This is a genomic window from Sphingorhabdus sp. EL138 (assembly GCF_945862485.1).
In the GTDB taxonomy this organism is placed as follows: domain Bacteria; phylum Pseudomonadota; class Alphaproteobacteria; order Sphingomonadales; family Sphingomonadaceae; genus Sphingorhabdus_B.
This window is the reverse complement of the sequence record NZ_CAMAYF010000003.1, coordinates 73,598-96,858: the sequence shown is the minus strand read 5'-3', so window position 1 is coordinate 96,858 and position 23,261 is coordinate 73,598. Positions and strand designations below refer to the sequence as shown.

Sequence of the window (23,261 nt, the reverse complement as noted above, 5' to 3'; positions counted from 1 at the left end):
CATTGCAGGAGTGTTATCATGAAAGAACTGCCGTCCGTCGAGAAGCTGGCGATTGATCTCCTGGGAAAGTCGCTGGACCAGTTGGAGGTCGAAGAGGCCAAGATACTGCACCATATTCACCATGTGCAGCTTACCAGCCGTGATGTCGGCGATATTGTCGATGAACAGGCGACCTTTGGTGAGCGCCTGTCGGACAAGGTTGCGGCGGTAGGTGGATCATGGAAATTCATCATGGTCTTTGCCGCTGTGTTGCTTGGCTGGATGCTTTTGAACACAGAGATATTGGGCAAATTGGGCAAAGCCTTTGACCCTTATCCGTTCATTTTTCTGAACCTTATGCTGTCAACCGTTGCCGCGATTCAGGCGCCCATCATCATGATGAGCCAAAATCGCCAGTCGGCCAAAGATCGTATTGCCGCCGCGCATGATTATGAAGTGAATTTGCGGGCCGAACTGGAAATCATGCGCTTGCATGCAAAAATCGATGCGCTTCTGGAAATCATCAAGCGCGAAAATGCCGGCGCATCCTCCGTTAAGTGACCACCTGCGCCAAAACGTCGCGATAATGGGGCGATAAAGTCATCTTTGGATGATGGCCGCCAGCTCCAAGCAAGCGATGGGTTTTTGCCAGATGATAGCAAGGCACGCCCATGAACAGATGATGCTCGCTATGATAATTGACCCAATAAGGCGCGACCGTCGCGCGCGCGATAAGGCCCGCATAAGTCGTCCGCGCATGTGTGAACGGATCACCGCTGCCCGTGGGTGTGCAGGCATGTTCGGCGATGTTGCGGATGCGCAGGAATAATTGAAAACTTGTGGCAAGTGCCGCGAGCCACAGCAGGAATGGCGTCCAGCCCCAGACGAGCAAAGATATCGTCAGCAATATAGCTTGCAAGACCAAGAACCGACCTACGGTGCGCGCGGTGGTGCTGGTCCCGCGCAGAGCAACCGCAAATTGTGCGCGGCGTTGCTTGTAAAATGTTTGCCCCGTCAGGTCGCGGATGCACTTGCGGCGCAGGCTATCGCGGCCGGTGGGGAAGGGCGCGGACAAGGACAAATCGGGGTCTTCGGGCTGCTGCGTATATTTATGATGCGTCAAATGATAGGTGCGATAGGCGAACAAATCGCTACCCGTCGCTGCGCCCGTCGGCCATTGGCCCAGCCAGTTGTTGGTACTGCGGTCAGGGTGCAGCAAACCATGCGCGCCATCATGCATCAGGATCGAAAGCCCCAATTGCCGCCCGCCCAATATCGCCAGCGCCAATGGCGTCACCAACAGCCCTGCAAGCCAATGATAGTCCCATGCCGCCGCGCCGCCAAAGGCCGCGAGTGCGACAAATATCCAAGCATGCAGAACAAGCCAAATGCCACGCCAACGTGACAAGGTGGTGATCGCGCGCCAGTCCTCTGCGGCGAAAACATCGCGCGGGTTGGCGGCCTTTACCGCTGGCATGATGCGTCCTTATTCATGCAAACAGCATAAAGCCTAGATGGCCGGCACGCAAATGCGTCAGGTGACGGCTGGTGCGACAAAATTGGCCATTTTGGCCTGCGCCTTGCGCGATTCAGCAAAGCTGAAAATGGGCCAATCATGCAGCATGCCGGCATGCTCGATAAGCTCCACCGAAGGCAGCTTGGCCTTCAGTGCCCGTGAGTCCGTGACCAAAATGTCGTCGCCACCGGCAAAGGCGAGGATCGGCGGTAATCCGTCCCAATTGCCGAAAATCGGGCTGCATCTTGGGTCATCGCGTGGCAGGTCGCCCGCATATAGCAGGCCGCCTGCGGAAATCCCGCTGATGGTCAGGATGCCGTCGCGTGGTTCCGTCTTCAACTGGTCGGGATGCGCGGGGTCAAGGTTCAACCAGGGGCAGATGAGCAACAGGCTAGCAGGCAAATTATGCCCCGCATCGCGCGCCATGTGCGCCAATGCGGCGGTCAAGCCGCCACCTGCAGAGTCGCCGCCCATGACAAATGTTTTTTCACCCATCTCCGCCAGATAGGCTGTATAATAATCCATCGCCCAATTGGTGATATGCGCGGCCGTATTTTCTGGTGCGAGCGGATAGAGCGGCGCAGTGACGGACCAGCCATGTTGCGCCGCCATCCGCGATAGAAATTTCCAATGGATGTCGGTTGCCGGATAGACATAGCCGCCGCCATGCCAGAACAGGATATGTGCCGATGGTGTGCGGCCCTTGGGCGCAAGGTGCCAAACAGGACGGCCCTGAAATTCACTGTGCCGAATGTCTACCTCTGGATGTGCTTTGGGCGATGGCAAGGGGCCAGAACGGATCTTTGCAATATTTTTTTCAAATTGCGGCCCGCCGCTGAACATTCGGCGATAATAGCCTGTGGTGCGCAGCACAAATCCAGCAAGGCTGGCGGCAAAACTTGGCATAATTCACTCTCCCCTGACAAGGGAGCTATATCAACCCGCCACACCAATCAAGTGCTTCGCCTCCCGGCAAATATTCTTGCCGGGAAGCGCATGCCTTTACTTCGACGTTGATATCCAATCGTCGATTTTCTTTTCGAGAACAGTCAGCGGCAACGCGCCAGTGTTCAAAACCTGATTGTGGAATTCGCGTACGTCGAATTTTTTGCCCAATTGCGTCTTGGCCTTGTCTTTTAGACGCATGATTGTCAGCGCACCGATTTTATACGCTAAGGCTTGTGTCGGAATGGCGATATAGCGCTCCACCTCTGCGGTTGCGTCGGTTTTGCCCATGTCGCTATTGGCGAGCATATAGCCGATCGCTTGTTCGCGCGTCCAACCCTTGCTGTGCAGGCCAGTGTCAACGACAAGACGCATGGCACGGAGCATTTCGTCCGACAATGTGCCGAAGCGTTGATACGGGTCTTTGAAAAGGCCCATGTCATAGCCCAAGGTTTCCGAATAGAGCGCCCAGCCTTCGACATAAGCGGTGTTACCGCCAAAGCGCATGAAGGCAGGCAATTTTTCATTTTCTTGTGCGATGCTGATCTGGAAATGGTGCCCTGGCGCACCTTCGTGCAGATAGAGCGTGGTCATGCCAGGGGTCGTGCGGCTTGGCAGATCATATGCGTTGAAATAAAATGTGCCGGGGCGCGAACCGTCGGGCGTGCCGGACTGATAGCTGCCGCCAGCTTCATATTTCTCGCGGAATTCTTCGTAAGGTTTGATCTCAAGCGGCGCCTTGGGAAGATATTTGAACTGCGTTGAAATCTTTCCATCAACAATCTTGCCGATGTCATAATAGCCTTGAGTCAAGGCATCACGGCTGGCGAGTTTGAACTTTGGATCCGAGCGCAAATGTTCGAAAAATTCCGGCAAAGTGCCTTTGAAGCCAACTTCCTTGCGGATCGCTTCCATGCCCGATGTGATCCGCGCGACTTCGGACAATCCGAGATTGTGGATTTCGTCGGCCTTCAACGGCAAGGTCGTCGTCTGCTCGATCATATATTGATACAGGCCTTCGCCGCCCTTCATCGCCGATAGGCCAACTTGCTCACGCGCCAGTGGCAAATAGCTGTCGCGCAGAAAATCGCGTAGGCTGGCATTGGCGGGGTAGAGGCCGTTTTCGATAATGTCGCGATATTCGGACGTGAGCCGCGCCTTGTCGGCATCGCTGAAACCTTCGGGGAATTTCAGGACTGGACCATAATAAGGCGATTCTTCGGTTTTTTGGGCGAGCTGCGTATTCAATTGATCGACGACGTTTGTGATTGTCATCTTCGTTTCGAACACGCCCGTTGCCATGCCCTGACGGAAGCGGTCAATCGACCGGTCCATGAGCACGATAAACTCCTTATGGCGTTTCAGGTTATTGTCATAATCCTGCATCGTCTTGAACGGCGCAGCACCCTGTCCGCTGGCAAAGGTCGGATAGAAAGTGTGAAAACCGAAAAAGTGATTGAGCGGACGGACAACGGTCAGGTCCATAATCTCTTTGGACAAGCCCTTGAGTGCGTCGGTCTGGTTTTGCTTGAACACGTCATAAGCGATCTTGTCGGTCGCGTTTAGCTTCGTGCGGTCAATGCTTTGCAGCGCCTCCAAATTGGCTTCGGCGGCTTTGCGTTCATTGGCGAAATAGGCATCGCTGATAAAATCACCAAAACGGTCAGCATAGCGCATGTCGCCCCGGAACATCGCGTTCAACGGGTTACGCTGCAGGCTCGCCTCATCATCGGCGGCAAATAATGCCGAGAGCTTCTGGCTTTCGGTGGAGACGGTCTCGGTCGCGGCGGTCTGCGCCTGCGCCGCGATAGGCGATAGCAAGGCAGCGCTGGCGAGAAGAAGGATATGGTGCTTCATTTTCATGCGATATTCTCCGACAATATTTCCGATGCACTTATGGGGGTGCGCTATGAGTATGGGATGGACTGTTGGCGTCCTGACGGCCAAGCGCAATATGGTTTCGACAGACGACAATAAGCGTGGGGCAAGCGAACTGCGATGCCCTTTACGACATTTGTGCAGTCGTAATCTCCAGCCAGTCATTTTGCCGGTACCATTTGGTGATGATATGCTTCACCCCACGCGTGACCGGCGTGCCGGTATGCAATGTTTTATAGTTGAGCGTCCCGTCGGGTTTCGCATTGTTCCACATCAGCATCATTCCGGCCTGCGGACGAATGCCAAGCCCAAGATGCGGAAATTCGGTCGCGCCGCCCTCTTTGGGTTCGTTTAAGAAGATCATTGCGGTCCAACTGCGTTGCCCACCCCCCGGGCCTTCCTGCGCCCAATAGCTTTGGCTTGGGTGGAAAAAATCGTGATGCGCTTTAAACTCTTGTCCGACTTGATAGCGCTGCCCCTGCATGGTTTCGGCATAATTATTGTCGATGCCCAAAACATCGCTCATCCGGGCCTCAACCTTGGCGATGAATGCGTCCCACCGGTTGAGATGGCAGCTATAACTGGTGCGAAAGCCCTCTTGCTCGGTGCCTTTGTACAAGGTGGAGGGCACAGCATCGGCATCAATTTTCGCAATCAATGTCTTGCAGTCTTTGGCGCTTAAAAAGCCTTGATAGATGTATAATTGCGCGTCTTCATGTTCGACCTGTTGCACCAGCAGATTGGCGTTCAACCTTTTGGTCACATGCGCGCCGATCCGCGCCAGCTTGGCGGGATCATTATTGGGATCAAATTCTTTGGCGGGCGTATCTGTCTGCATAAGATCACCGAATCACGGAATGATGCGTCCTCTTACCATGACCCATTCTGCCTTTTCGAGGGTGCGAATATTATTGAGCGGATTTTCATTCACCGCAACCAGATCCGCGGAATAGCCAATGGCAATGCGGCCAATATCATTTTCCATCCCAAGCGTTTTGGCGGCGACCGTGGTGGCGCTGGCCAATGCCTCGGTCGGGGTCATGCCTGCGTTGACCAATAAGGCATATTCGCTGCCATTGCGGCCATGTTCAAATACGCCTGCGTCGGTACCAAAGGCGACGGTGACGCCCATGGCCTTGGCGCGCCGAACCTGACGGCCCGCGGCCTCAACCGCTTGCTTGGCCTTGATCTCAACGGTGGGGGTGTAAATGCCCTTGCCCAAACGGGCGCGCACGCCCTCCAGCGCCATCAATGTTGGAACCAAGGCCGTGCCCTTGGCCTTCATAACCTTTAACGCCGCTTCATCGGCAAATGTGCCATGTTCGATGGAATCAATACCCGCCGCGGATGCCGCCTCAATGCCGCGCGCACCATGGGCATGCGCCATGACCTTTAGGCCAAGCGAATGGGCGGTGTTGGTGATCGAAACCATTTCCTCGCTGGTGAAATGTGCCTCTAGCCCGCGGCCCTGTTGCGACAAGACGCCGCCGGTTGCCGTGATTTTGATGACATCTGCACCCGCGCGCGACGATTTACGCACTTTCTCGGCGCATTCCACGGGGCCTGTGCAGGTGTAGCCCGATTCCAACGTGGCAATGACGTCATTGCGGAAGCCGGACACATCGGCATGGCCGCCGACGATGGATAAAGCCGGGCCGGCCGCGATGATGCGCGGGCCAATGATGCGGCCTTCGGCGGTGCCACGGCGCAGCACAAAGGCGGTATTTTGCGCAGAGCCCGCCTCACGCACTGTCGTAAAGCCAGCCTTGAGGGTCAACGCCGCGTTCTTCACGCCCATGACCACGCCCCATTCATCGGGGTTCACCGCCTCATCGCGATAATCATCGCCGGGGTCGCCCGTTAAATGGACATGGAGGTCAATGAGGCCGGGGACCAAGGTCTTGGTCGAGAGGTCCACGACGCTGTCCGCTTTAAATGGGTTGTTGATGCCTTTGGCGATGTCTTTAATCCGTCCATCTTCGTCCAAAATGACCGCCGGTCCAGTGGGGCCAGTTGCGGCATCGGGGATGAGATTGCCAACGATGATGGCTTGCGTCGTGGCGGACGCTGGCGCGGCCAATGACAAAGCGGCGCTTGCAAGTAATAGACAACGTAACATCAATAACTCTCCCCTTATTAATGGGCGAGTGTTTGGTCAGCTTGGGGCAAGGTTACAAGCAAAAAAGCCCGGAAGATGGGGTCCGGGCCATTTCGTTTTTCCGTGCTTACCAGAAAAAGTCGCGAATGACGTCAACCACACGGCCGTTGCGCACATCGACCAAAAGGACATCGTCATAATAACGCACCCAACGGTAGCTGCCATACGCCGCGGGCAAGCGATACTGCCAAGGATCATTGATCCAAAAGCGCGGACCAAAAAAAGCCGAACCGAGCGAAAACCCTATGGAGATGCGGCTGTATTTACGGTCACGATAGGGGGCGTAATACCGGCCGGGTCGGTAATAATTTCTGTTCTGCTCGCGATATTTGCGCCAATTATAGCGGTTGTCATTGCGCCAATTGTCGTTCCAGCGTCCCATTTGATTGCGGTCTAGCCGGCCGTCGCGGTTCCGGTCGTAACGACGGTCAATGCGTTCATCGTCATTGCGGTCAAAGCGGCGGTCCAGCCGTCCATCACGGTTCCGATCCCAATTCCGGTCCAGATTACCATCGCGATTGCGGTCCCAGCGGCGGTCAAGGTCACCATCACGGTTCCGATCATAATATCGGCCGTCCTGGCGGGCTTCGCGGCGTTCTGTGCGCGTAATATCCCGCTGACGTTCCGCGCGGATGCCATCACGCTGCGGCTCGGCGCGATTTATGACTTCTGCTGGTGTGGGTTCTTGCAATGACTGCCCGCGCTGCCGCTGGTTTTGTTGCCGCTCTGCAGGGCGTTCCGCGCGTTGCTCTGGGGGCTGGTTTGCGCGCGCCTCTTGCCGTTCGGCACGCCGGTCTTCGCGCTGAAAATCCGCAAAGTCTTCCACCATCACGTCGGCGCGAACGGGTGCGGACGGGGTAGCATGCGCCGCAATGGGCGAAAGCGCCGTCGCGGTCACCAAAGTCATGAGAATATATTTTTTCATGGCAGGTCTCCATGGCAGAGGCACCATGCGTCTGCGTTGGACCCTGTCTGCATCGATTCTGCTGAAGCGAAGCTGAACTATGTGTTCACGTTCATGAAAGGAAGCGTTTTGATGAACGAATATGTTAACGGATTTTGTTAAACGGAATATCCATGACGGGGAACTGCTCCCACCCTGTAAAATCAAAATGCCACCATTCGTTGGACAGGCCGACAAAACCTTCGGCTTCCAGATAGCCTGCCAGCCGCGCCCGGTTGGCAATGGCCGCCGCAGACGCCCCCATATAATTGCGGTGCGCTTTTTCCGAAAAATCATCAAACTCGGTCGGCATTTCGACAAGCTGTCCGGTTTGCAGATCATGCAAGGTCAGGTCGACGGCGCAGCCACGATTATGTTTGGACCCGCGTTTGGGGTTGGCGACATATTCCTTTTTCGGGCCAACCGGCGTTGCATCCCACAGCTTTTTGGTAATGCGCCAAGGACGATAGGCATCGTAAATGGTCAGGCCAAAGCCATCTGCCTGTGCCATTTTGCTGGCACGCGCGACGGCCAAAGCCGCTGGGGCCGCCAAAAAGGCGCGGGCTTCGTCATATAAAATACGGCCGGTAAAATTGTTGGCGGTCGCATAGCGCATGTCGAGCCAGATCGCGGGATCGAGCTTTATCAGCTCTAACAGCCGCTTCGGATCATCGGGCGTGAGCGCGGCGGCCTTGTCGGCGGGAATAAACAACACATCCCGGTCGGGGCCGACAGGCGCACAGCCGACGAGCGGCAGGGCCGCCAGCCCTAAGGCCGCCTCACGGCGGGAAAGACTTATTCCGCGTCCTTCGCCAGCCATTCTTCAAGCCATTTGATAGTGTAATTGCCGTTCTGGAAATCAGGCTCTTCCAAAAGCCGTTGATGCAACGGAATGGTGGTCTTCATGCCTTCAATCACAAATTCGCCCAGCGCACGGCGCAAGCGCATCAGGCACCCTTCGCGCGTCTGGCCATAGACAATCAGCTTGGCAATCATGCTGTCATAATAAGGCGGGACTTTATAGCCATGATAGAGGCCGCTATCGACGCGGACATATAGCCCGCCGGGCGGGTGATACCAGCTTACGGTGCCCGGTGACGGCATGAAGGTGCGGGGGTCTTCGGCGTTGATCCGGCATTCCACCGCATGGCCCGTGAAGGTCACATCCTCTTGCTTAAACGAAAGCGGTTTACCCTCGGCCACGCGGATTTGTTCGCGCACCAGGTCAATGCCCGTAATCATTTCGGTGACGGGATGTTCGACCTGCAACCGTGTGTTCATTTCGATGAAATAGAATTCACCATTTTCCCACAAAAATTCGATGGTGCCTGCGCCGCGATAGCCCATATCGGCCATTGCCTTGGCGCAGATATTGCCCATGCGATCCCGCTCGGCCGTTGCCAGCACAGGCGAGGGCGCTTCTTCCAACACTTTCTGGTGCCGTCGTTGCAAGGAACAGTCGCGCTCGCCCAAATGCACGGCATTGCCATTACCATCACCGAAAATCTGAAATTCGATATGGCGCGGGTTGCCGAGATATTTTTCAAGATACACCGTCGCGTCACCAAAGGCGGCTTTTGCTTCGGACCCTGCTTGCTGCATCTGGGTCTCTAGCTCTTCTTCGCTGTTCACGACCTTCATGCCGCGCCCGCCGCCGCCAGAGGCGGCCTTGATAATCACCGGATAGCCAATTTCGCGCGCTATGGCTTTGGCTTCATTGACATCCTCAATTGCGCCGTCGGAACCCGGGACAAGCGGCAAGCCCAGTGCGCCTGCGGTCCGCTTCGCCTCGACCTTGTCGCCCATGGTGCGGATATGTTCGGGCTTGGGGCCAATCCATGTGATGTCATGGCTTTCGACGATCTCGGCAAATTGCGCGTTTTCCGACAAGAAACCATAGCCGGGGTGAATCGCGTCGGCATGGCTAATTTCGGCGGCGGAAATAATCGCCGGAATGTTCAAATAGCTGTCGGTCGCAGAAGGCGGCCCGATGCAAATGGCCTCATCCGCCAACCGCACATGCATGGCGTCGGCGTCTGCGGTGGAATGGACCGCGACCGTCTTGATCCCCATTTCATGCGCCGCACGGTGAATACGCAGCGCAATTTCGCCACGGTTGGCGATAAGGATTTTTTCAATGGCCATGTTTACGCAATCACCATCAGGGGTTGGTCAAATTCAACCGGCTGGCCGCTTTCGACCAAGATTTCGGTGACGGTACCAGACGTGGCGGCGACAATTGGGTTCATGACCTTCATCGCTTCGATAATCAAAACAGTGTCGCCCGCCTTCACTTGTTGGCCGACGCTGACAAAGGGCGCTGCATCAGGCTCAGGCGTCAGATAGGCAGTGCCGACCATCGGTGACTTCATCGCGTTGGCGGAAACGGCAGGGGCGCTTGGCGCGGCAGCTGTTGCGGCGGCTACGGGAGCGGCAGCTGGCGCCGCGGCGGGCGCGGCCATCATCGGTGTGGCCACAGCGGTCATATTGCGGGATACGCGGATTTTGCGTTCGCCGTCCTCAACCTCAATTTCGCTAAGACCTGTGTCATTCAGCATCGCCGCCAGTTCGCGGACGAGGTCTGTGTCGACCTGCATGCTGCCAGTGGTTCCTGTCTTTGCCGCCATGTAAAACTCCTTGGCCCCTGAATTACTTTGGAGCGCCTAATGTCAAAGTTGTAACGCTACGTCCAGCGCCAGTTCGTAAGACTTTGCGCCATGCCCCGCAAACACCGCTTTCGCGGCCATGCTAACATAGCTCAAATGCCGGAAATCTTCCCGTTGATGCGGGTCGGATAAATGCACTTCAAATACCGGAACATTAATCGCCTTGATCGCGTCCAAGATCGCGATGGATGTGTGGGTGTATCCTGCGGCGTTGAGTAATACCGCCTTTGCGCCAACGGCCTGCGCTTCATGCAGCCAATCGATCAAATGGCCTTCATGGTTAGACTGCCGAAAATCAATGACGGCCCCTGCGGCGCGCGCGCGGTCGTCCAAATGGCCAGCGATATCGTCCAGCGTATCGGTGCCGTAAATTTCGGGCTCTCTTGTGCCCAGCAAATTGAGATTTGGTCCATTTAGAACAAAGATTATCGGCTGGTCAGCCAAAGTATATTCCCCAGATAATGTCAAAGCAGCGGTTGCGCACACCGCCCGCCCGTCACTATATGCACGTGAATAAAAATTGCGAGATGAAATGACTTCTACCCTGTCCTCCGATACTATCTCCCTGACGCTCAATGGCGATCTGCGCCGTTTTCGTAGCCATGCCACCGTGGCCGATCTGGTCCGCGATATTGGACTTGATCCGGCAAAGGTCGCGGTGGAGCGCAATTTGGAGATAGTCTCGCGCTCAACGTTGGAAGACGTGGTCTTGGCAGATGGTGACCGTTTGGAAATCGTCCATTTTGTCGGCGGCGGGCAGGACAGTGCCCCGAATGACAGCTGGTCCGTGGCGGGGCGCAATTTTCATTCGCGGCTAATTGTCGGGACCGGCAAATATAAGGATTTTGAACAAAACGCCGCTGCGCTTGTGGCGTCGGGTGCGGAGATTATCACCGTGGCCGTGCGACGCGTCAATGTGTCAGACCCTAAGGCACCGATGCTGACCGATTATATCGATCCCAAAAAATACACTTATTTGCCGAACACCGCCGGATGCTTCACCGCCGATGATGCCATCCGCACCTTGCGGTTGGCGCGCGAAGCTGGCGGCTGGGATCTGGTCAAGCTGGAGGTATTGGGCGAGGCGAAGACGCTTTATCCCGATATGCGCGAAACGTTAAAGGCGACCGAGGTTTTGGCCAAGGAAGGTTTCCTGCCGATGGTCTATTGCGTCGATGACCCCATTGCCGCCAAGCAATTGGAAGATGCTGGCGCCGTGGCCGTGATGCCGTTGGGCGCGCCGATTGGTTCGGGGCTTGGTATCCAAAACCGCGTGACGATCCGCTTGATTGTTGAAGGCGCGAAGGTTCCGGTTCTGGTTGACGCGGGCGTGGGTACGGCGTCCGACGCTGCCGTCGCGATGGAGCTGGGCTGCGAAGGCGTGTTGATGAACACCGCGATTGCCGAGGCCAAAAATCCTATCGCCATGGCAACGGCGATGAAATTGGCGGTCCAGTCAGGCCGGATGGCCTATCTGGCGGGCCGAATGGGCCGGCGTATGTATGCCGATCCCTCCAGTCCGCTTGCGGGATTGATTTAAAAGCATAATTTCATCGACGAAGTGGCCATTTTGGTCGTTGGTCGATCAGCTTGGTGCGTTCGCGGTGACTTTGGTCGGCTCATCGACTGTCTTTGCGCTTCATCGAAACTGTCATGCATGGGTAATACAGTCAGTGTATCTATCTGTCCGTAGGCGGGCTGCCTTTAATGCTCCCCAGCTTCGGATGCATGTCCGCCTGCACCCTCTCCCCCCCTTTGGCGGACTGCGCAATGCAGCGGCCAATTTGAAAGGTATATTTATGGCACTCCCCAAGCACATGATGTTATCGTTAACCCTTGCCTCTGCCGTGATGGTCACCACACCTGCCATGGCCAATGCAAAAACGCAGGAAGTGCGTCACGCCGATCTTGATCTTTCGTCGGTACAAGGACGCACACAGCTCGACACACGTATCCGGCAGGCTGTGAAGCAAGTATGCGGCACCCCGCGCGGATGGACATTGGCCGAACGCCAAGACCAACAGAATTGCGAAGCCGCCGCCTATCGTCAGGTTGCGCCAACGCGGGAGCGCATTGTCGCTACCTATCTGGAAAAGCGCGGCCTTGCTTTCGATAGCCGAGCAAGCGTCGCTACGAACTGATCACTATTGACCCCTAAAACCCCGGTAGACCGCTGCCGGGGTTTTTTATTTTCCGGCAAGCCGTTTGACGTCAGCGAGATATTTCCGCCCGATGCGCATTGCCTGATCCTCACCCAGCAAAGCGTGCCAGACCCCGCCACCTTCATGCCGAAGACCCGTGATGAGATCGCGCCGGACAATATGGCTGCGGTGTATGCGTTGAAATTGTTCGGGGTCCAATCTTTGCTCCAGCGCAGAGATCGTCTGGTGCAGCAAATAGCTGCGGCCATTGGTGTGCAGCCGCATATAATCCCGCTCGGCTTCAATCCGTTCAATGTCCATCGCCGCGACCCGAATAAGCTCCGCGCGGTGGGATACCCAAAATTCATGCGCGTATCGGCTATGCGTTTTTGCCGAAACCTCGGGCACAGCCGCCTCAGCCTCAGGCGCACCAGATGCGCGGGCGATTGCGCGGCCAAGACGCTCGCTCGACACAGGTTTCAGCACATAATCCACAACGTCGAGGTCAAACGCCTCAACCGCGAAATTATCATACGCCGTGATCAGGATGATGGCGGGCTTTTTCGGCATCAACCCCAAGGCGCGGGCGGCGTTGATGCCGTCCATTTTAGGCATGCCAATATCGAGAAAAATCAAGTCCGGCGTCAATGTCTGGGCAATACGCAGCGCCTCCAAACCGTCATTTGCTGTGCCGACGATTTCGATCGTCGGATGATCCGCGCTCAATATTTGTAAGCGTTCAATGGCCAGCGGCTCGTCATCGACAATCAACGTCCGCAGCCGCTTCATGGGGTTATCCTCCGGCTTAGGGGCAAGGTCAGCATGGCGACAAAGCCGCCGCCCGCAATCGCCTGCGCATCCAAGCGCGCGGCCGACTTATAGCGTGCCTCCAATCGGTCGCGGACATTGGCCAAGCCAATACCATTTCCGCCAATATGTTCTGGATCGACGGCTTCGCCATCATCGCGCACGCTGAGGATAAGAACATTGCCCTCAGCTTTGGCGCTGATGGACAATGCTACGGGACGGGTGCTGCGCGAGACACCATATTTAATCGCGTTTTCGACCAAAGGTTGCAGGATCAATGCGGGCACATGCTGCGCCATCAAGGCATCTGGAATGTCGATTTTGACACGTAGCCTTTTGGGATAACGCACGCTTTCAATTTCGAGATAGAGCCGCTGGAGCTCGACTTCTTCTGCAAGGGTAACATCGTCCAGCGGATCGGACGACAGGCTTGTTCGATAAAAATTGGACAGATTCTGGATCATCGCTTCGGCCTCTTTGGGCTTTCCGGTTATGACGAGGCTGGATAGCGAATTGAGCGTATTGAACAGGAAATGCGGATTGACCTGATAGCGCAAGGACCGCAGTTCGGCATCTTGCGCCGCTTGCGCAAAGCGGGAGGTTTTGCGCTCGGCCTCGCGCACTTCACGCGCATAGCCAATGGCAACGTAAAGCGAACCCCATGCGATTAGGAAAAAATAATGCGTTACCGAAATATCGGCAATTTCCTGCCAAAAGGACAGGCCCAATTGCGCCTTTAGATCTTCAACCGAACGGCCAATGCTTGGGTCTTTAAACAAGCTAACGGGGTCATATAGGTTGAAGATATAGAAATTGGCGGATGCCAGAAGCATGGCACACGGAATGGCCCCAACGAAGGCCAGACTAACCCGAAAGCCAAGGGAGCGGCGGTCAGCCATACGCAAACCGACATAGAGCAGCCATGTCACAAGCACGCCGACCAACGCCACGATCAAGCGACGTTCGAACAAGACCGCTTGCGCAGGGAAGTCCAGCAATGCGGCGCGCAGCGACAAGATCAGCGCATAAAATGCCCAAAAGCCAATGATGGTTAGCAATGCCATCTGGTGGCCAATGAGCGGATGCGGGGAAGTAGCTCTCTCCATATCCTGTCATACCGCATTTTGCGCCGCTTGCACCACGTGCATCGTCTCTCGTCGAACGCTTCGCCAATTTCGTCGAATGTTTATCTTCGGCTTAGGTTTCTTTGCGCCGATAGCGGAAATACCATACTTCATGCCCAAGGCGGCGCGCCTTTGCCGCATAGCGGGTTTCGGGCCAGCCGCCGGGGCGGTTCTGAAAATCGGACGCGGTGTTGCACAGCCAATCAAATTGTGGCCGATGCCGCTGCATAATCATCAGCGCGTGGCGGACATAGACAGGATGGTCCGTGCCAAAGCGGAATTCGCCGCCGGGTTTTAGTTTTGCCGCAATCAAATCGACTGGCCCGTCATTCATCATCCGGCGCTTTATATGCCGCGCCTTTGGCCAAGGGTCGGGATGCAGCAGATAGACGAAGGACAATGACCCGTCGGGAACACGGCGCAATATTTCGAGTGCATCACCCATATGGAGGCGCACATTGTGCAATCCGCCTTCTTTTATATGTGACAAAGCTTGCGCAACGCCGTTCAAAAACGGCTCGCAACCAATAAAGCCATGATCGGGCAGCAGGTCGGCGCGAAACGCCAAATGCTCGCCGCCGCCAAAACCGATTTCGAAATGCATCGCGCGGTCGTCTCCGAACAGCTCTCTGCTTCCCAGCGGCCCTTCGTCTGGCACCGAAATCTGTGGCAGAAGATTATCGACCAAGTCATTCTGCTCGGAACGCAGCTTTTTACCCTTTGAACGGCCATAGAGGCGGTTCAAGGTCGTTGGATCACCGATTTTGTTCGCAGTCATGCGGGTGGCGGCTAAACTTTCAGCCGCCACCCTGCAAGTTTAATTAAGCCAGCGCTGCTTTGAGGTCCTCGACCAAGTCAGTGCGTTCCCATGGGAAGAAGTCGCCTTCTGGCTTGCGACCGAAATGGCCATAAGCGGCGGTCTTGCGGTAAATCGGCTTGTTCAGGCCAAGATGCGTGCGAATAGCGCGCGGTGTAAGCCCGCCCAATTTCGCGATGCCCATGATCGCCGCTTCAATCTGATCATCGCCGACCGTGCCAGTGCGGTGCGTGTCGACATACAGTGACAATGGCTTTGACACGCCAATGGCATAAGCAAGCTGAATGGTGCAGCGTGTGGCAAGGCCAGCGGCGACGATATTCTTCGCCAGATAGCGCGTGATATAGGCGGCAGAACGGTCAACCTTCGTCGGGTCCTTACCCGAGAATGCGCCGCCACCATGTGGAGCCGCGCCGCCATAGGTGTCGACAATGATCTTACGGCCGGTCAGGCCAGCATCGCCATCAGGTCCGCCGATTTCGAAGCTGCCCGTTGGGTTGATGTGATATACGGTTTCGGTCAGCAGGCTTGCCGGCAACAGGTCCGCGATGACGCTCTTCACATAATTGTGCAGCTCGGCTTCCTTCGCACCTTGGTCATAACCCGGCGCGTGCTGTGTGGACACGACGATAGCGGTCGCGGCCTCTGGCTTGCCTTCGCTGTTGTAGCGCAAGGTCACTTGGCTTTTGGCATCGGGTTCAAGGAAAGGCGCGACGCCCGAATGACGGTCGGCGGCCATGCGCTCCAGGATCTTGTGGCTGTAATCCAGCGTCGCTGGCATCAGGTCAGGCGTTTCGGTGGATGCATAACCGAACATGATTCCCTGGTCGCCAGCGCCTTCGTCTTTGTCGCCTGAGGCATCTACGCCCTGCGCGATGTGCGCAGACTGGCCGTGCAGGTTATTTTCGAAACGCAGGGTTTCCCAGTGGAAGCCGTCTTCCGCGTAACCGATTTCCTTGACGGTGCGGCGGACGGTGGCTTCGATTTCTTCTTTGGCACCTTGGGCCCATTGACCATTTTCATATACGCCTTTGCAGCGAATTTCGCCCGCGAGCACAACCAATTGCGTCGTGGTCAATGTTTCGCACGCGATGCGCGCTTCGGGGTCTTTGGATAAAAACAGATCGACGATGGCGTCGGAAATCTGGTCCGAAACCTTATCAGGATGTCCTTCGGACACGGATTCGGACGTGAAGAGGTAATTTGAGCGCATGGTTTTTCCAGTCTATTGCTGTGTCTGCGTATAAAGAATTCTTTATATCGTGATGCGCCCTTAGCGAGAAGCGCGACGGTGAGCAAGCGGTAACAATGCCAACAGGATAAGCAGCGCCGCCAGAGCCAGCGGAATGATGTTCCCAAATCGCGCGAACAGGGTTGGTGCTTTGGCGCGCGGCAAAAACGCATCGATGCGGCCATCCGTACCCAAGGGCAGGCTGTGCAATATCCGGCCATCGGCGTCGATTATCGCGCTTATCCCCGTGGGCGTGGACCGGATGACGGGCAAGCCTTCCTCAATCGCGCGCAGCCGGGCCTGTGCCAGATGTTGCGGCGGGCCAATGGGACCAAACCATGCGTCGTTGGACGGGTTGAAGATGAAATCGGGCCGGTTTTTGCGGTCCACCGTCTGGCCGGAGAAAATCATTTCATAACAAATTTGCATGCCAATTTTTACAGGCTTGCCGTCAACGGTCACGGTCATGGTCCGCGCGCCTGGCCCAGGCCAGAAATCAAGGCTGCCCGGCACCAATCGCGCCAACCCAAGTGGTTTCAACAGCCATGGTAAGGGCAGATATTCGCCATAAGGCACCAAATGCGCCTTGTCATAATGGCCAAGTATCCGGCCATAAGCGTCCATGGCGGAGACGCTGTTACGCGCGGCTACCAATGCACGTTTTTCAAAAATAAGGCGGTTGGCACCCGTCACCAACACATCATCATCGGCCATCAGCGTGGTGAGCCGTGCGCGTGCGCCAGCGGCGCTCTCCCCCGGCTGCCCGTAATAAAAACGATAAGGATATCCGTCCTCCAGATAGTCCGGAATAGCGGCCTCCGGCCAAAGGATCAGGCGCGGCGCTTGATTTGGCAGCGGGCGACTGTGCATCGCCAGCTTGGCGAAATTCAGCGCGTCATAGCCGGGCGCATATTTGTCGGCTTGGGAGATATTGGGTTGCACCACAGTGACGGCGGTTCGATCGCTGAGCGACGGCTCCGTCACATACATTTTGGCCGACGACACAATGGCCACGCCGACAATCGCCGCCAAAACAAATCCGTTTGTCCAACGACGACTGCCGAGCAGCGCCATCGCACCGCTGGCCAAGATCATCAGCCCCCCAGCGCCGTAGGTCCCGATTGCCGGAAGCCAAAGATCAAACCAGTGCGAAACAAATCCGACCGCGAGCGGGTTCCAGACATAGCCGGTGAACACCCAACTGCGCAGCCATTCGGTGAGGATCCAAAGACCCGCAAAGGCCAAGATGAGCGGGAGTGTTTGTACAGAAGCTTCCGCCGCGTCCCCTTCGCCTGCGCGAGAAGGACCCACAATTTTCGCCGAGAAACGGCGCAACCAATAAGCGCCACTGGCTGCCAAGGCGGGGTACACCGCCAAATAGAGCGCAAGCCCCACGACAGCGATATAACCCAGCCAAATCGGCATCGCCGCCTGAAAGGTGAAGGCGACCGCAATCCATTGATTGCCAGAGGTGAAATGCCCGACGCCGAAAAGCCAACCAATCGCAAAAGCGCGCTTTGTTTTTTGGGCATGCGCGATCAGGTGGATCAGTAACGCAAAGCAAAGGAGCGTCAGCGGCCAAAGCCCCCAAGGTTCAAAGCCGTAAGCCGACAATGCACCAGCGCCGATAGCGGTCCAGCGCGGAAAACGATGAAGCAGGGCGGAGATTTTCTGCACGCCCCGCCTTTGCCGTCGATATGTGACAAATGCAATCGGGCAAACATCGTCATTGCTTGCGGTTCACAATGGGCCTGCTACTTCAGGTGCATGATATTTTTCACCATTGCGCTTGCCGCCATTACCCCTTCCGCGCTCACCGATGCCCATCAAGGCGATATCGCCTGTGTCGCCGTCATTGCGACCTTGGCCGAGAAACAGCGGACAGGCGCGGCGCCAGCCGATGCGCCCGACGTGCGCCAATCGGGCAAAAGATGGGCCGGCATTGTCGGCAATCGCATCACCACACAAAGCGGGCAACCGCGCGAATTGGTCGCGTTTGCCATGGCCGAAGCCGCCAAAGTGGAATTTCAGCGGCCAAGTGATCTTGCGCGGATCAACACTTGCGCCGTGCAAATGGCGGCGGAGCTTGCTAGTGCCGACAACATCGACAAACCCTTGCCCAAGCCGGTGATATCAAAATGAGCTTACGTCTATTCCATCTGGCCTTTCCCGTCCACGACCTTGCCGAAGCACGGCATTTTTACGGCTCTATCATGGGCTGCGCCGAAGGGCGTTCATCGGACCAATGGATTGATTTCAACTTTTTCGGGCATCAGCTTGTCGCGCATTTAGACGCATCGGCGCGCAGCATATCGACGCATAATCCCGTCGATGGGCATGACGTGCCCGTCCCGCATTTCGGCGTTGTTTTGGACATGGACCAATGGGAAGCCTTGGCCGAGCGCGTGAAGGCGGCGGGCATCCGCTTCGGCATCGAACCGCATGTCCGGTTCAAAGGCCAAGTGGGCGAACAAGCCACGATGTTTTTTTATGACCCAAGCGGCAATGCGTTGGAGTTCAAAGCCTTTGCCGATGATGCGAATTTGTTTGCGCGCTGACGCTTGCTTCTTGCCGCTTTAGGCCACAGCGCAACGTCATGGACCTTCAAAATTTCGACATTGACCAATTTCTGCGAGAATATTGGCAGAAAAAACCGCTGCTGATCCGCAATGCGTTTCGCGACTGGCAAAACCCGCTGGAGCCGAATGAGCTTGCGGGACTGGCGTGCGAAGAGGAAATTGAATCGCGCCTGATTTGTCAGACCGATGCGGGTTGGGAGATGGAGCAAGGGCCGCTGGCTGAAGAACGGCTGTCTGGCCTTCATGAAAGCCATTGGACCTTGCTGGTGCAAGCGGTCGACCATCATGTGCCCGCGGTTGCCGACCTGATCGCGCCGTTTCGTTTCATCCCCAATTGGCGCATTGACGATGTGATGGTCAGCCTTGCCGCCGACCAAGGCGGCGTGGGGCCGCATTTCGACCAATATGATGTTTTCCTCATTCAAGGGCTTGGCCGCCGCCGTTGGCAGATTGGTGGGCACTGCGACGCCGATACTTTGTTGTTGGAGCATGCGGATTTGAAACTGCTCAGCCAGTTTGAGGTGACCGAGGAATGGGTGCTGGAACCTGGCGATGTGCTTTATGTCCCGCCGGGCATCGCGCATAATGGTGTTGCGGTGGGGTCGGATTGCATGACCTATTCGGTTGGTTTCCGCGCACCATCGCGCGCCGACCTTTTGGGGCATTATGTTGACGATGTTCTGGACGGCATTCCAGATGATGAACTCTATCGCGACCCGGGTTTGACGGCCCAAGCCAATGCGGGGGAGATTTTGCCTGAGGCGCTGGCCCGATTGCAGCAGATGGTGCTGGAATCGCTGTCCGACCCCGCCCATTTTGCGCGCTGGTTCGGCACCTTCAACAGCACGCCCAAATATCCCGATATGGATTGGCGACCCGAAGTGCCCGTTGAAGCTGATGAGGTTCGTGAGGCCATTGCCGCTTCGGTGCCGCTTTCGCGTAATCCGGCGAGCCGCTTGGCTTTTGTCACCACGGATGCGGACGCGCTTATGCTATTCGCCGATGGTGTCTGTTTCGACTGTCATGGTGAGACGGCGGCGTTGGCGAAAGATTTGTGCGCTGCGGATAGCGTGGTTCTCGACGTTGAAATGGCGGGCAACGCGGCGGCCATCGATCTCCTCACGCAGCTCTGCAACAATGGTTGCATCGCGTTCGACAGCGAGGATTGATCTGCGCACGCGGTTAAGCATTTGCGCGAAGAAAGCGCGTTATGTGTCAGAGGCTGACGCGCTATCGGCGATTGCAAAGGCGACAATCACGCTGCGACATTATGCCTGCGACCGTTGTGGGCAATTTCATCTCACCAGCCGGACCAAAAGCAAGCGCATCCCCCGGCCCCCGAGCGATTGAAGGCGACGGATTAACCTTCGACTTCGCGCCAAGCGCCCGGCGCAAGGCCATCCATCGTCCATTCCCCAATCGCGCGCCGGACGAGGCGCAAGGTCGGATGCCCGACCGCGGCGGTCATGCGCCGAACCTGACGGTTGCGGCCTTCGCGAATGGTCAGCATGATCCAGCTATCGGGTACCGACAGCCGCACGCGGATGGGCGGGTTGCGCGGCCAGAGCATGGGGTCGGCAATCCGCTCGGTTTCGCAGGGCAGGGTCAAGCCATCCTTCAACGAAACGCCGCGCCGCAATTGCGCCAGCGCCGCGTCGGTCACGTCGCCTTCGACCTGCACCAGATAGCATTTGGCCATTTTATATTTCGGGTCCGAAATCCGCGCCTGCAACCGGCCATCATCGGTCAGCAGCATCAACCCCTCGCTATCCATATCGAGCCGTCCTGCCGGATAGACGCCGGGGACATCGACAAATTGCGACAAAGTCGGCCGCGGCGAGCCCTCCGTCCCCTTGTCGGTAAATTGCGGCAAGACGCCATAAGGTTTGTTGAACAGGATGATGCGCGACATGCAGGTGCTGTAGCGAAAGCGGAGGCGATGCGAAATGCTGTTGTGGGTGGGGGAAGCTAGTTGGCTATATGAGCTTTTGCGTAATAACCAAATAGGCTAAAAAACTATTGACATCGTAACCATAAAAGGTTAGTTTATGTCATAGTCGAAAATTGCGAGTCGCACACTGACCCGCTTTCATCATCACCTTTGGGGTCGAAGCGCAATCTTCGGCCCTTTTTCTTTGCGCTCAGGAGGGCTTTTATGGCCATCAATAAAACAGCCGTGCCGGATGCGCGGTTGAATATGAAAATCCGTAGCCTTTTTCTGGACCATTTGGCGCAGTCCGCCAATGTATCGGCGTCTGCACTGGCGGCAGGCGTAAAGAGCAGTGCGGTCTATGCCGAGCGGCGGCGGACGGCGGCGTTTCGCGATGCATGGGCGCTGGCTTTGGCGGAGGGCTATGCCCGGTTGGAGACAGAATTGCTGGCCGAGGCATTGCAGTCCGCGAGCGGGCGGACCGCCGATGGCACGTTGAAAGCGCGCGCGCAAAAGCATCGGCTGGCGATTGCCTTGCTCAACGCGCACCGTGCATCGGTAAAGGGTGGCGCGCCTGTCGCGGCGGCCAAGCCTGCAGTGCCGGATTTGGCGACATTAAAGGCGCAATTGGTCCTGAAGCTTACGCACATGCGGCAACGCGCCGAAGACAATGCCGCGGCGCGGCCTGCACCTGAAACCGAACCCGAAATTGAGGGCGCACCACATGCCGACGCTTAATGCGCAGACTTTGCTGGCGCTGCCTTATGAACAGATGGTCGAAGTCATCCGCCGCTGGACGCGAAAAAACATCGCCGACACGCAGTGTTGGAATTTTTGGGCGCGCGATGATCAGGCCGAGCCACCGGAAGATTGGCGCATATGGCTGGTGATGGCGGGGCGCGGCTATGGCAAGACGCGCATGGGGGCGGAATGGGTGAGCAAAGCTGGGCAGATCGCGCACTGGGTTGGCGGCAGTTGGCGTTTTGTTGTGCCCCATGAAGGGATGCGGGTTTGGAATAAATCCACACGGCGTCACAGCTGGTTTATAGCGGGCCAATGGACGACCGCACCTTCGATACCTAATCCAACAGGCGGCGCGACCGTCGACAGCGAAGCGCGGGCGGCACTGGTGGCGATTCTAATATATTTCAGATCGATAGGTATATTGGCAACATGAGCCGAGAACACCGAACAATGCCGCAAATATTATGATAAATCCCCAAAAATGGCGACATTTTGGCAACAGTATAGAGACATAGCGACTTGCATCGATGGAACAGAATTGGTAGGCAAACGTTCTCGAATTTCCGTTCCTAAGATAGATAAGGGGAAAGTTAATGCGTAAGTTAGCCATAGGTTTGGCGCTCGCTTCTACTGCTTTGGCGTCACCGGCTTTGGCCCGCGACAACCAGTGGTATGTGGGAGTTGATGGCGGTGCCATGATAGTAGAAGACCTCGCTTTGGATATTGCTGGCCGCAAAGATGCGGCAACAATAGACCCAGACAAAGGTTATGATTTCGGCGGCGTAGTAGGCTATGATTTTGGCGGTTTCCGTCTTGAATCAGAAGTCTCGTTTCGTCAGGCTGATTTGAGTGGCTTCACCAGCCAAGCTCCCCAGATCACCAGTGGCACAGGCACGGCGTTGGTACGCGGCGGCACATATGCCGTAGCTGGTAACGCAAATGCATTGAGCTTCATGGTCAATGGCTTGCTCGATTTCGGTGACGACGACGGCCTTCAGGGCTTTGTTGGCGGCGGCGTTGGTGTTGCACGCGTAGACGTACAGACCGTTTTGGCGGCCCCTGCATTCCTTGATGATTCGGATACGGGTTTGGCATGGCAAGCACTCGCTGGCGTTCGCGCGCCATTGAGCGACAATTGGGATATCGGCCTGAAATATCGTTTCTTTAACGCCAACAAGGTGAGCCTGGTTGATCGCCTTGGTCGTGCAGTGGACACACGCTTCCGTTCGCACAGCGTGATGGGCAGCCTGGTTTACAACTTCGGCGGCGCACCTGCGCCAGTTGAAGTTGTTGCACCACCGCCACCTCCACCATATGTGGCGCCACCACCACCGCCACCACCACCGCCGCCACCTGCGCCGGTTTGCAACACGGGTCCGTATATCGTGTTCTTCGATTGGGATAATTCGAACCTGCGTCCAGACGCGGCTTCGGTTCTCGACAATGCTGTTGCGCAATATGCGAACTGTGGCAGCGCGAAGGTGATGCTTGCAGGTCACGCCGATAAGTCGGGTACAGCAAAGTATAACGTTGGCCTCTCCGAGCGTCGTAACGGTACCGTTCGTGCGTATCTTGAGTCCAAGGGCGTAACAGCTGGCGCGATTGCCACTGAAGCATTCGGTGAAACTGCACCATTGGTAAAAACTGCAGATGGTGAGCGTGAACCGCAAAACCGTCGGGTAGAAGTTACCTACGGTCCAGGTTCGGGAATGTAATTCCCAATCTGATTTCAGGTTACAAGAAAGGCTGGTCGAAAGACCGGCCTTTTTTTTGCGTGGCCTGCATGATCCCGCGCATGGCAGT

General features: G+C 56.4%; 25 protein-coding genes. 9 read left to right on the top strand and 16 right to left on the bottom strand.

Annotation, left to right across the window (positions count from 1 at the left end):
* Positions 1–18: 18 nt before the first annotated feature.
* A complete protein-coding gene (locus Q0O33_RS02450; RefSeq protein WP_295495567.1) occupies positions 19–540 on the top strand; it encodes a DUF1003 domain-containing protein in 522 nt (173 codons plus the stop codon).
* On the opposite strand, the gene Q0O33_RS02445 is transcribed toward Q0O33_RS02450, so the two are convergent.
* The 10 genes from Q0O33_RS02445 to Q0O33_RS02400 form a co-directional block, all read right to left on the bottom strand.
* Positions 533–1,456, bottom strand: coding sequence for a fatty acid desaturase family protein (locus tag Q0O33_RS02445; protein WP_295495565.1), 924 nt, complete (start codon positions 1,454–1,456; stop codon positions 533–535). The two genes, Q0O33_RS02450 and Q0O33_RS02445, sit on opposite strands and share 8 nt — an antisense overlap.
* Before the next feature lie 57 nt (positions 1,457–1,513).
* Positions 1,514–2,401, bottom strand: a complete 888-nt coding sequence (locus tag Q0O33_RS02440) for an alpha/beta hydrolase fold domain-containing protein (protein ID WP_295495563.1) — start codon at positions 2,399–2,401, stop codon at positions 1,514–1,516.
* A gap of 96 nt (positions 2,402–2,497) precedes the next feature.
* Positions 2,498–4,303 (bottom strand): DUF885 domain-containing protein, encoded by a 1,806-nt coding sequence (locus Q0O33_RS02435; RefSeq protein ID WP_295495561.1) that lies wholly within the window; start codon positions 4,301–4,303, stop codon positions 2,498–2,500.
* 142 nt (positions 4,304–4,445) lie between these two features.
* Positions 4,446–5,156, bottom strand: a complete 711-nt coding sequence (locus Q0O33_RS02430) for a 2OG-Fe(II) oxygenase (protein ID WP_295495559.1) — start codon at positions 5,154–5,156, stop codon at positions 4,446–4,448.
* Between the two features lie 12 nt (positions 5,157–5,168).
* A complete protein-coding gene (locus Q0O33_RS02425; protein ID WP_295495734.1) occupies positions 5,169–6,437 on the bottom strand; it encodes an amidohydrolase family protein in 1,269 nt (422 codons plus the stop codon).
* 106 nt (positions 6,438–6,543) lie between these two features.
* Complete coding sequence (locus Q0O33_RS02420) at positions 6,544–7,401, bottom strand: RcnB family protein (RefSeq protein ID WP_295495557.1); 858 nt, start codon at positions 7,399–7,401, stop codon at positions 6,544–6,546.
* 124 nt (positions 7,402–7,525) lie between these two features.
* The gene (locus tag Q0O33_RS02415; RefSeq protein ID WP_295495554.1) at positions 7,526–8,239 is read right to left on the bottom strand and encodes a M15 family metallopeptidase; all 714 of its coding nucleotides are present in this window, start codon (positions 8,237–8,239) and stop codon (positions 7,526–7,528) included.
* Positions 8,215–9,564 carry an acetyl-CoA carboxylase biotin carboxylase subunit gene (gene accC, locus Q0O33_RS02410; RefSeq protein ID WP_295495551.1) on the bottom strand — a complete coding sequence of 450 codons (1,350 nt, stop codon included), beginning with the start codon at positions 9,562–9,564 and terminating at the stop codon, positions 8,215–8,217. The genes Q0O33_RS02415 and accC overlap by 25 nt, the downstream gene beginning before the upstream one ends.
* 2 nt (positions 9,565–9,566) lie before the next feature.
* On the bottom strand, positions 9,567–10,046 hold the full coding sequence (gene accB, locus Q0O33_RS02405) for an acetyl-CoA carboxylase biotin carboxyl carrier protein (protein WP_295495546.1): 480 nt from the start codon (positions 10,044–10,046) through the stop codon (positions 9,567–9,569).
* A 42-nt stretch (positions 10,047–10,088) separates the two neighbouring features.
* Complete coding sequence (locus Q0O33_RS02400) at positions 10,089–10,529, bottom strand: type II 3-dehydroquinate dehydratase (RefSeq protein WP_295495543.1); 441 nt, start codon at positions 10,527–10,529, stop codon at positions 10,089–10,091.
* 88 nt (positions 10,530–10,617) lie between these two features.
* Here Q0O33_RS02400 and thiS point away from each other — a divergent pair, with 88 nt between their 5' ends.
* Together thiS and Q0O33_RS02390 are read left to right on the top strand one after the other, a co-directional pair.
* Complete coding sequence (gene thiS, locus Q0O33_RS02395) at positions 10,618–11,625, top strand: sulfur carrier protein ThiS (RefSeq protein WP_295495541.1); 1,008 nt, start codon at positions 10,618–10,620, stop codon at positions 11,623–11,625.
* A gap of 259 nt (positions 11,626–11,884) precedes the next feature.
* Positions 11,885–12,226: a UrcA family protein gene (locus tag Q0O33_RS02390; RefSeq protein WP_295495538.1), complete on the top strand. Its 342-nt coding sequence runs from the start codon at positions 11,885–11,887 to the stop codon at positions 12,224–12,226.
* Positions 12,227–12,271: 45 nt separating this feature from the next.
* Here Q0O33_RS02390 and Q0O33_RS02385 read toward each other — a convergent pair whose 3' ends face one another.
* From Q0O33_RS02385 to lnt, 5 genes are all read right to left on the bottom strand, one after another.
* A complete protein-coding gene (locus tag Q0O33_RS02385; protein WP_295495535.1) occupies positions 12,272–13,015 on the bottom strand; it encodes a LytTR family DNA-binding domain-containing protein in 744 nt (247 codons plus the stop codon).
* Positions 13,012–14,097, bottom strand: a complete 1,086-nt coding sequence (locus Q0O33_RS02380; protein ID WP_295495532.1) for a histidine kinase — start codon at positions 14,095–14,097, stop codon at positions 13,012–13,014. The genes Q0O33_RS02385 and Q0O33_RS02380 overlap by 4 nt, the downstream gene beginning before the upstream one ends.
* Before the next feature lie 133 nt (positions 14,098–14,230).
* Positions 14,231–14,935, bottom strand: a complete 705-nt coding sequence (locus tag Q0O33_RS02375; protein ID WP_295495529.1) for a tRNA (guanine(46)-N(7))-methyltransferase TrmB — start codon at positions 14,933–14,935, stop codon at positions 14,231–14,233.
* Between the two features lie 43 nt (positions 14,936–14,978).
* Positions 14,979–16,187, bottom strand: a complete 1,209-nt coding sequence (gene metK, locus Q0O33_RS02370; protein WP_295495526.1) for a methionine adenosyltransferase — start codon at positions 16,185–16,187, stop codon at positions 14,979–14,981.
* Between the two features lie 60 nt (positions 16,188–16,247).
* Positions 16,248–17,882 (bottom strand): apolipoprotein N-acyltransferase, encoded by a 1,635-nt coding sequence (gene lnt / locus Q0O33_RS02365; protein ID WP_295495523.1) that lies wholly within the window; start codon positions 17,880–17,882, stop codon positions 16,248–16,250.
* A 90-nt stretch (positions 17,883–17,972) separates the two neighbouring features.
* Here lnt and Q0O33_RS02360 point away from each other — a divergent pair, with 90 nt between their 5' ends.
* The 3 genes from Q0O33_RS02360 to Q0O33_RS02350 are packed head-to-tail and all read left to right on the top strand — an operon-like array spanning position 17,973 to position 19,953.
* Positions 17,973–18,347, top strand: a complete 375-nt coding sequence (locus Q0O33_RS02360) for a hypothetical protein (RefSeq protein ID WP_295495521.1) — start codon at positions 17,973–17,975, stop codon at positions 18,345–18,347.
* Complete coding sequence (locus Q0O33_RS02355; protein ID WP_295495518.1) at positions 18,344–18,763, top strand: VOC family protein; 420 nt, start codon at positions 18,344–18,346, stop codon at positions 18,761–18,763. Before Q0O33_RS02360 ends, Q0O33_RS02355 begins: the two co-directional genes overlap by 4 nt.
* A gap of 38 nt (positions 18,764–18,801) precedes the next feature.
* A complete protein-coding gene (locus Q0O33_RS02350) occupies positions 18,802–19,953 on the top strand; it encodes a cupin domain-containing protein (protein ID WP_295495516.1) in 1,152 nt (383 codons plus the stop codon).
* A gap of 191 nt (positions 19,954–20,144) precedes the next feature.
* Here the strand turns inward: Q0O33_RS02350 and Q0O33_RS02345 are convergent, their stop codons facing one another.
* Positions 20,145–20,696 (bottom strand): pseudouridine synthase, encoded by a 552-nt coding sequence (locus Q0O33_RS02345; RefSeq protein ID WP_295495515.1) that lies wholly within the window; start codon positions 20,694–20,696, stop codon positions 20,145–20,147.
* A 243-nt stretch (positions 20,697–20,939) separates the two neighbouring features.
* On the opposite strand from Q0O33_RS02345, the gene Q0O33_RS02340 reads away from it, so the two are divergent.
* The 3 genes from Q0O33_RS02340 to Q0O33_RS02330 all read left to right on the top strand — a co-directional run bounded on the left by Q0O33_RS02340 (position 20,940) and on the right by Q0O33_RS02330 (position 23,173).
* Positions 20,940–21,452 carry a hypothetical protein gene (locus Q0O33_RS02340; protein ID WP_295495514.1) on the top strand — a complete coding sequence of 171 codons (513 nt, stop codon included), beginning with the start codon at positions 20,940–20,942 and terminating at the stop codon, positions 21,450–21,452.
* Positions 21,439–21,891: a DUF2793 domain-containing protein gene (locus Q0O33_RS02335; protein ID WP_366048118.1), complete on the top strand. Its 453-nt coding sequence runs from the start codon at positions 21,439–21,441 to the stop codon at positions 21,889–21,891. Before Q0O33_RS02340 ends, Q0O33_RS02335 begins: the two co-directional genes overlap by 14 nt.
* Positions 21,892–22,051: 160 nt before the next feature.
* A complete protein-coding gene (locus Q0O33_RS02330; RefSeq protein WP_295495512.1) occupies positions 22,052–23,173 on the top strand; it encodes an OmpA family protein in 1,122 nt (373 codons plus the stop codon).
* Positions 23,174–23,261: the final 88 nt, after the last annotated feature.

Bases quoted from the DNA above. Each gene is read 5' to 3' on its own strand.
- Q0O33_RS02450 (WP_295495567.1), top strand. From the start codon at position 19: ATGAAAGAACTGCCGTCCGTCGAGAAGCTGGCGATTGATCTCCTGGGA.
- Q0O33_RS02445 (WP_295495565.1), bottom strand. From the start codon at position 1,456: ATGCCAGCGGTAAAGGCCGCCAACCCGCGCGATGTTTTCGCCGCAGAG.
- Q0O33_RS02440 (WP_295495563.1), bottom strand. From the start codon at position 2,401: ATGCCAAGTTTTGCCGCCAGCCTTGCTGGATTTGTGCTGCGCACCACA.
- Q0O33_RS02435 (WP_295495561.1), bottom strand. From the start codon at position 4,303: ATGAAAATGAAGCACCATATCCTTCTTCTCGCCAGCGCTGCCTTGCTA.
- Q0O33_RS02430 (WP_295495559.1), bottom strand. From the start codon at position 5,156: ATGCAGACAGATACGCCCGCCAAAGAATTTGATCCCAATAATGATCCC.
- Q0O33_RS02425 (WP_295495734.1), bottom strand. From the start codon at position 6,437: ATGTTACGTTGTCTATTACTTGCAAGCGCCGCTTTGTCATTGGCCGCG.
- Q0O33_RS02420 (WP_295495557.1), bottom strand. From the start codon at position 7,401: ATGAAAAAATATATTCTCATGACTTTGGTGACCGCGACGGCGCTTTCG.
- Q0O33_RS02415 (WP_295495554.1), bottom strand. From the start codon at position 8,239: ATGGCTGGCGAAGGACGCGGAATAAGTCTTTCCCGCCGTGAGGCGGCC.
- accC (WP_295495551.1), bottom strand. From the start codon at position 9,564: ATGGCCATTGAAAAAATCCTTATCGCCAACCGTGGCGAAATTGCGCTG.
- accB (WP_295495546.1), bottom strand. From the start codon at position 10,046: ATGGCGGCAAAGACAGGAACCACTGGCAGCATGCAGGTCGACACAGAC.
- thiS (WP_295495541.1), top strand. From the start codon at position 10,618: ATGACTTCTACCCTGTCCTCCGATACTATCTCCCTGACGCTCAATGGC.
- Q0O33_RS02390 (WP_295495538.1), top strand. From the start codon at position 11,885: ATGGCACTCCCCAAGCACATGATGTTATCGTTAACCCTTGCCTCTGCC.
- Q0O33_RS02385 (WP_295495535.1), bottom strand. From the start codon at position 13,015: ATGAAGCGGCTGCGGACGTTGATTGTCGATGACGAGCCGCTGGCCATT.
- Q0O33_RS02380 (WP_295495532.1), bottom strand. From the start codon at position 14,097: ATGGCATTGCTAACCATCATTGGCTTTTGGGCATTTTATGCGCTGATC.
- Q0O33_RS02375 (WP_295495529.1), bottom strand. From the start codon at position 14,935: ATGACTGCGAACAAAATCGGTGATCCAACGACCTTGAACCGCCTCTAT.
- metK (WP_295495526.1), bottom strand. From the start codon at position 16,187: ATGCGCTCAAATTACCTCTTCACGTCCGAATCCGTGTCCGAAGGACAT.
- Q0O33_RS02360 (WP_295495521.1), top strand. From the start codon at position 17,973: ATGATATTTTTCACCATTGCGCTTGCCGCCATTACCCCTTCCGCGCTC.
- Q0O33_RS02355 (WP_295495518.1), top strand. From the start codon at position 18,344: ATGAGCTTACGTCTATTCCATCTGGCCTTTCCCGTCCACGACCTTGCC.
- Q0O33_RS02350 (WP_295495516.1), top strand. From the start codon at position 18,802: ATGGACCTTCAAAATTTCGACATTGACCAATTTCTGCGAGAATATTGG.
- Q0O33_RS02345 (WP_295495515.1), bottom strand. From the start codon at position 20,696: ATGTCGCGCATCATCCTGTTCAACAAACCTTATGGCGTCTTGCCGCAA.
- Q0O33_RS02340 (WP_295495514.1), top strand. From the start codon at position 20,940: ATGGCCATCAATAAAACAGCCGTGCCGGATGCGCGGTTGAATATGAAA.
- Q0O33_RS02335 (WP_366048118.1), top strand. From the start codon at position 21,439: ATGCCGACGCTTAATGCGCAGACTTTGCTGGCGCTGCCTTATGAACAG.
- Q0O33_RS02330 (WP_295495512.1), top strand. From the start codon at position 22,052: ATGCGTAAGTTAGCCATAGGTTTGGCGCTCGCTTCTACTGCTTTGGCG.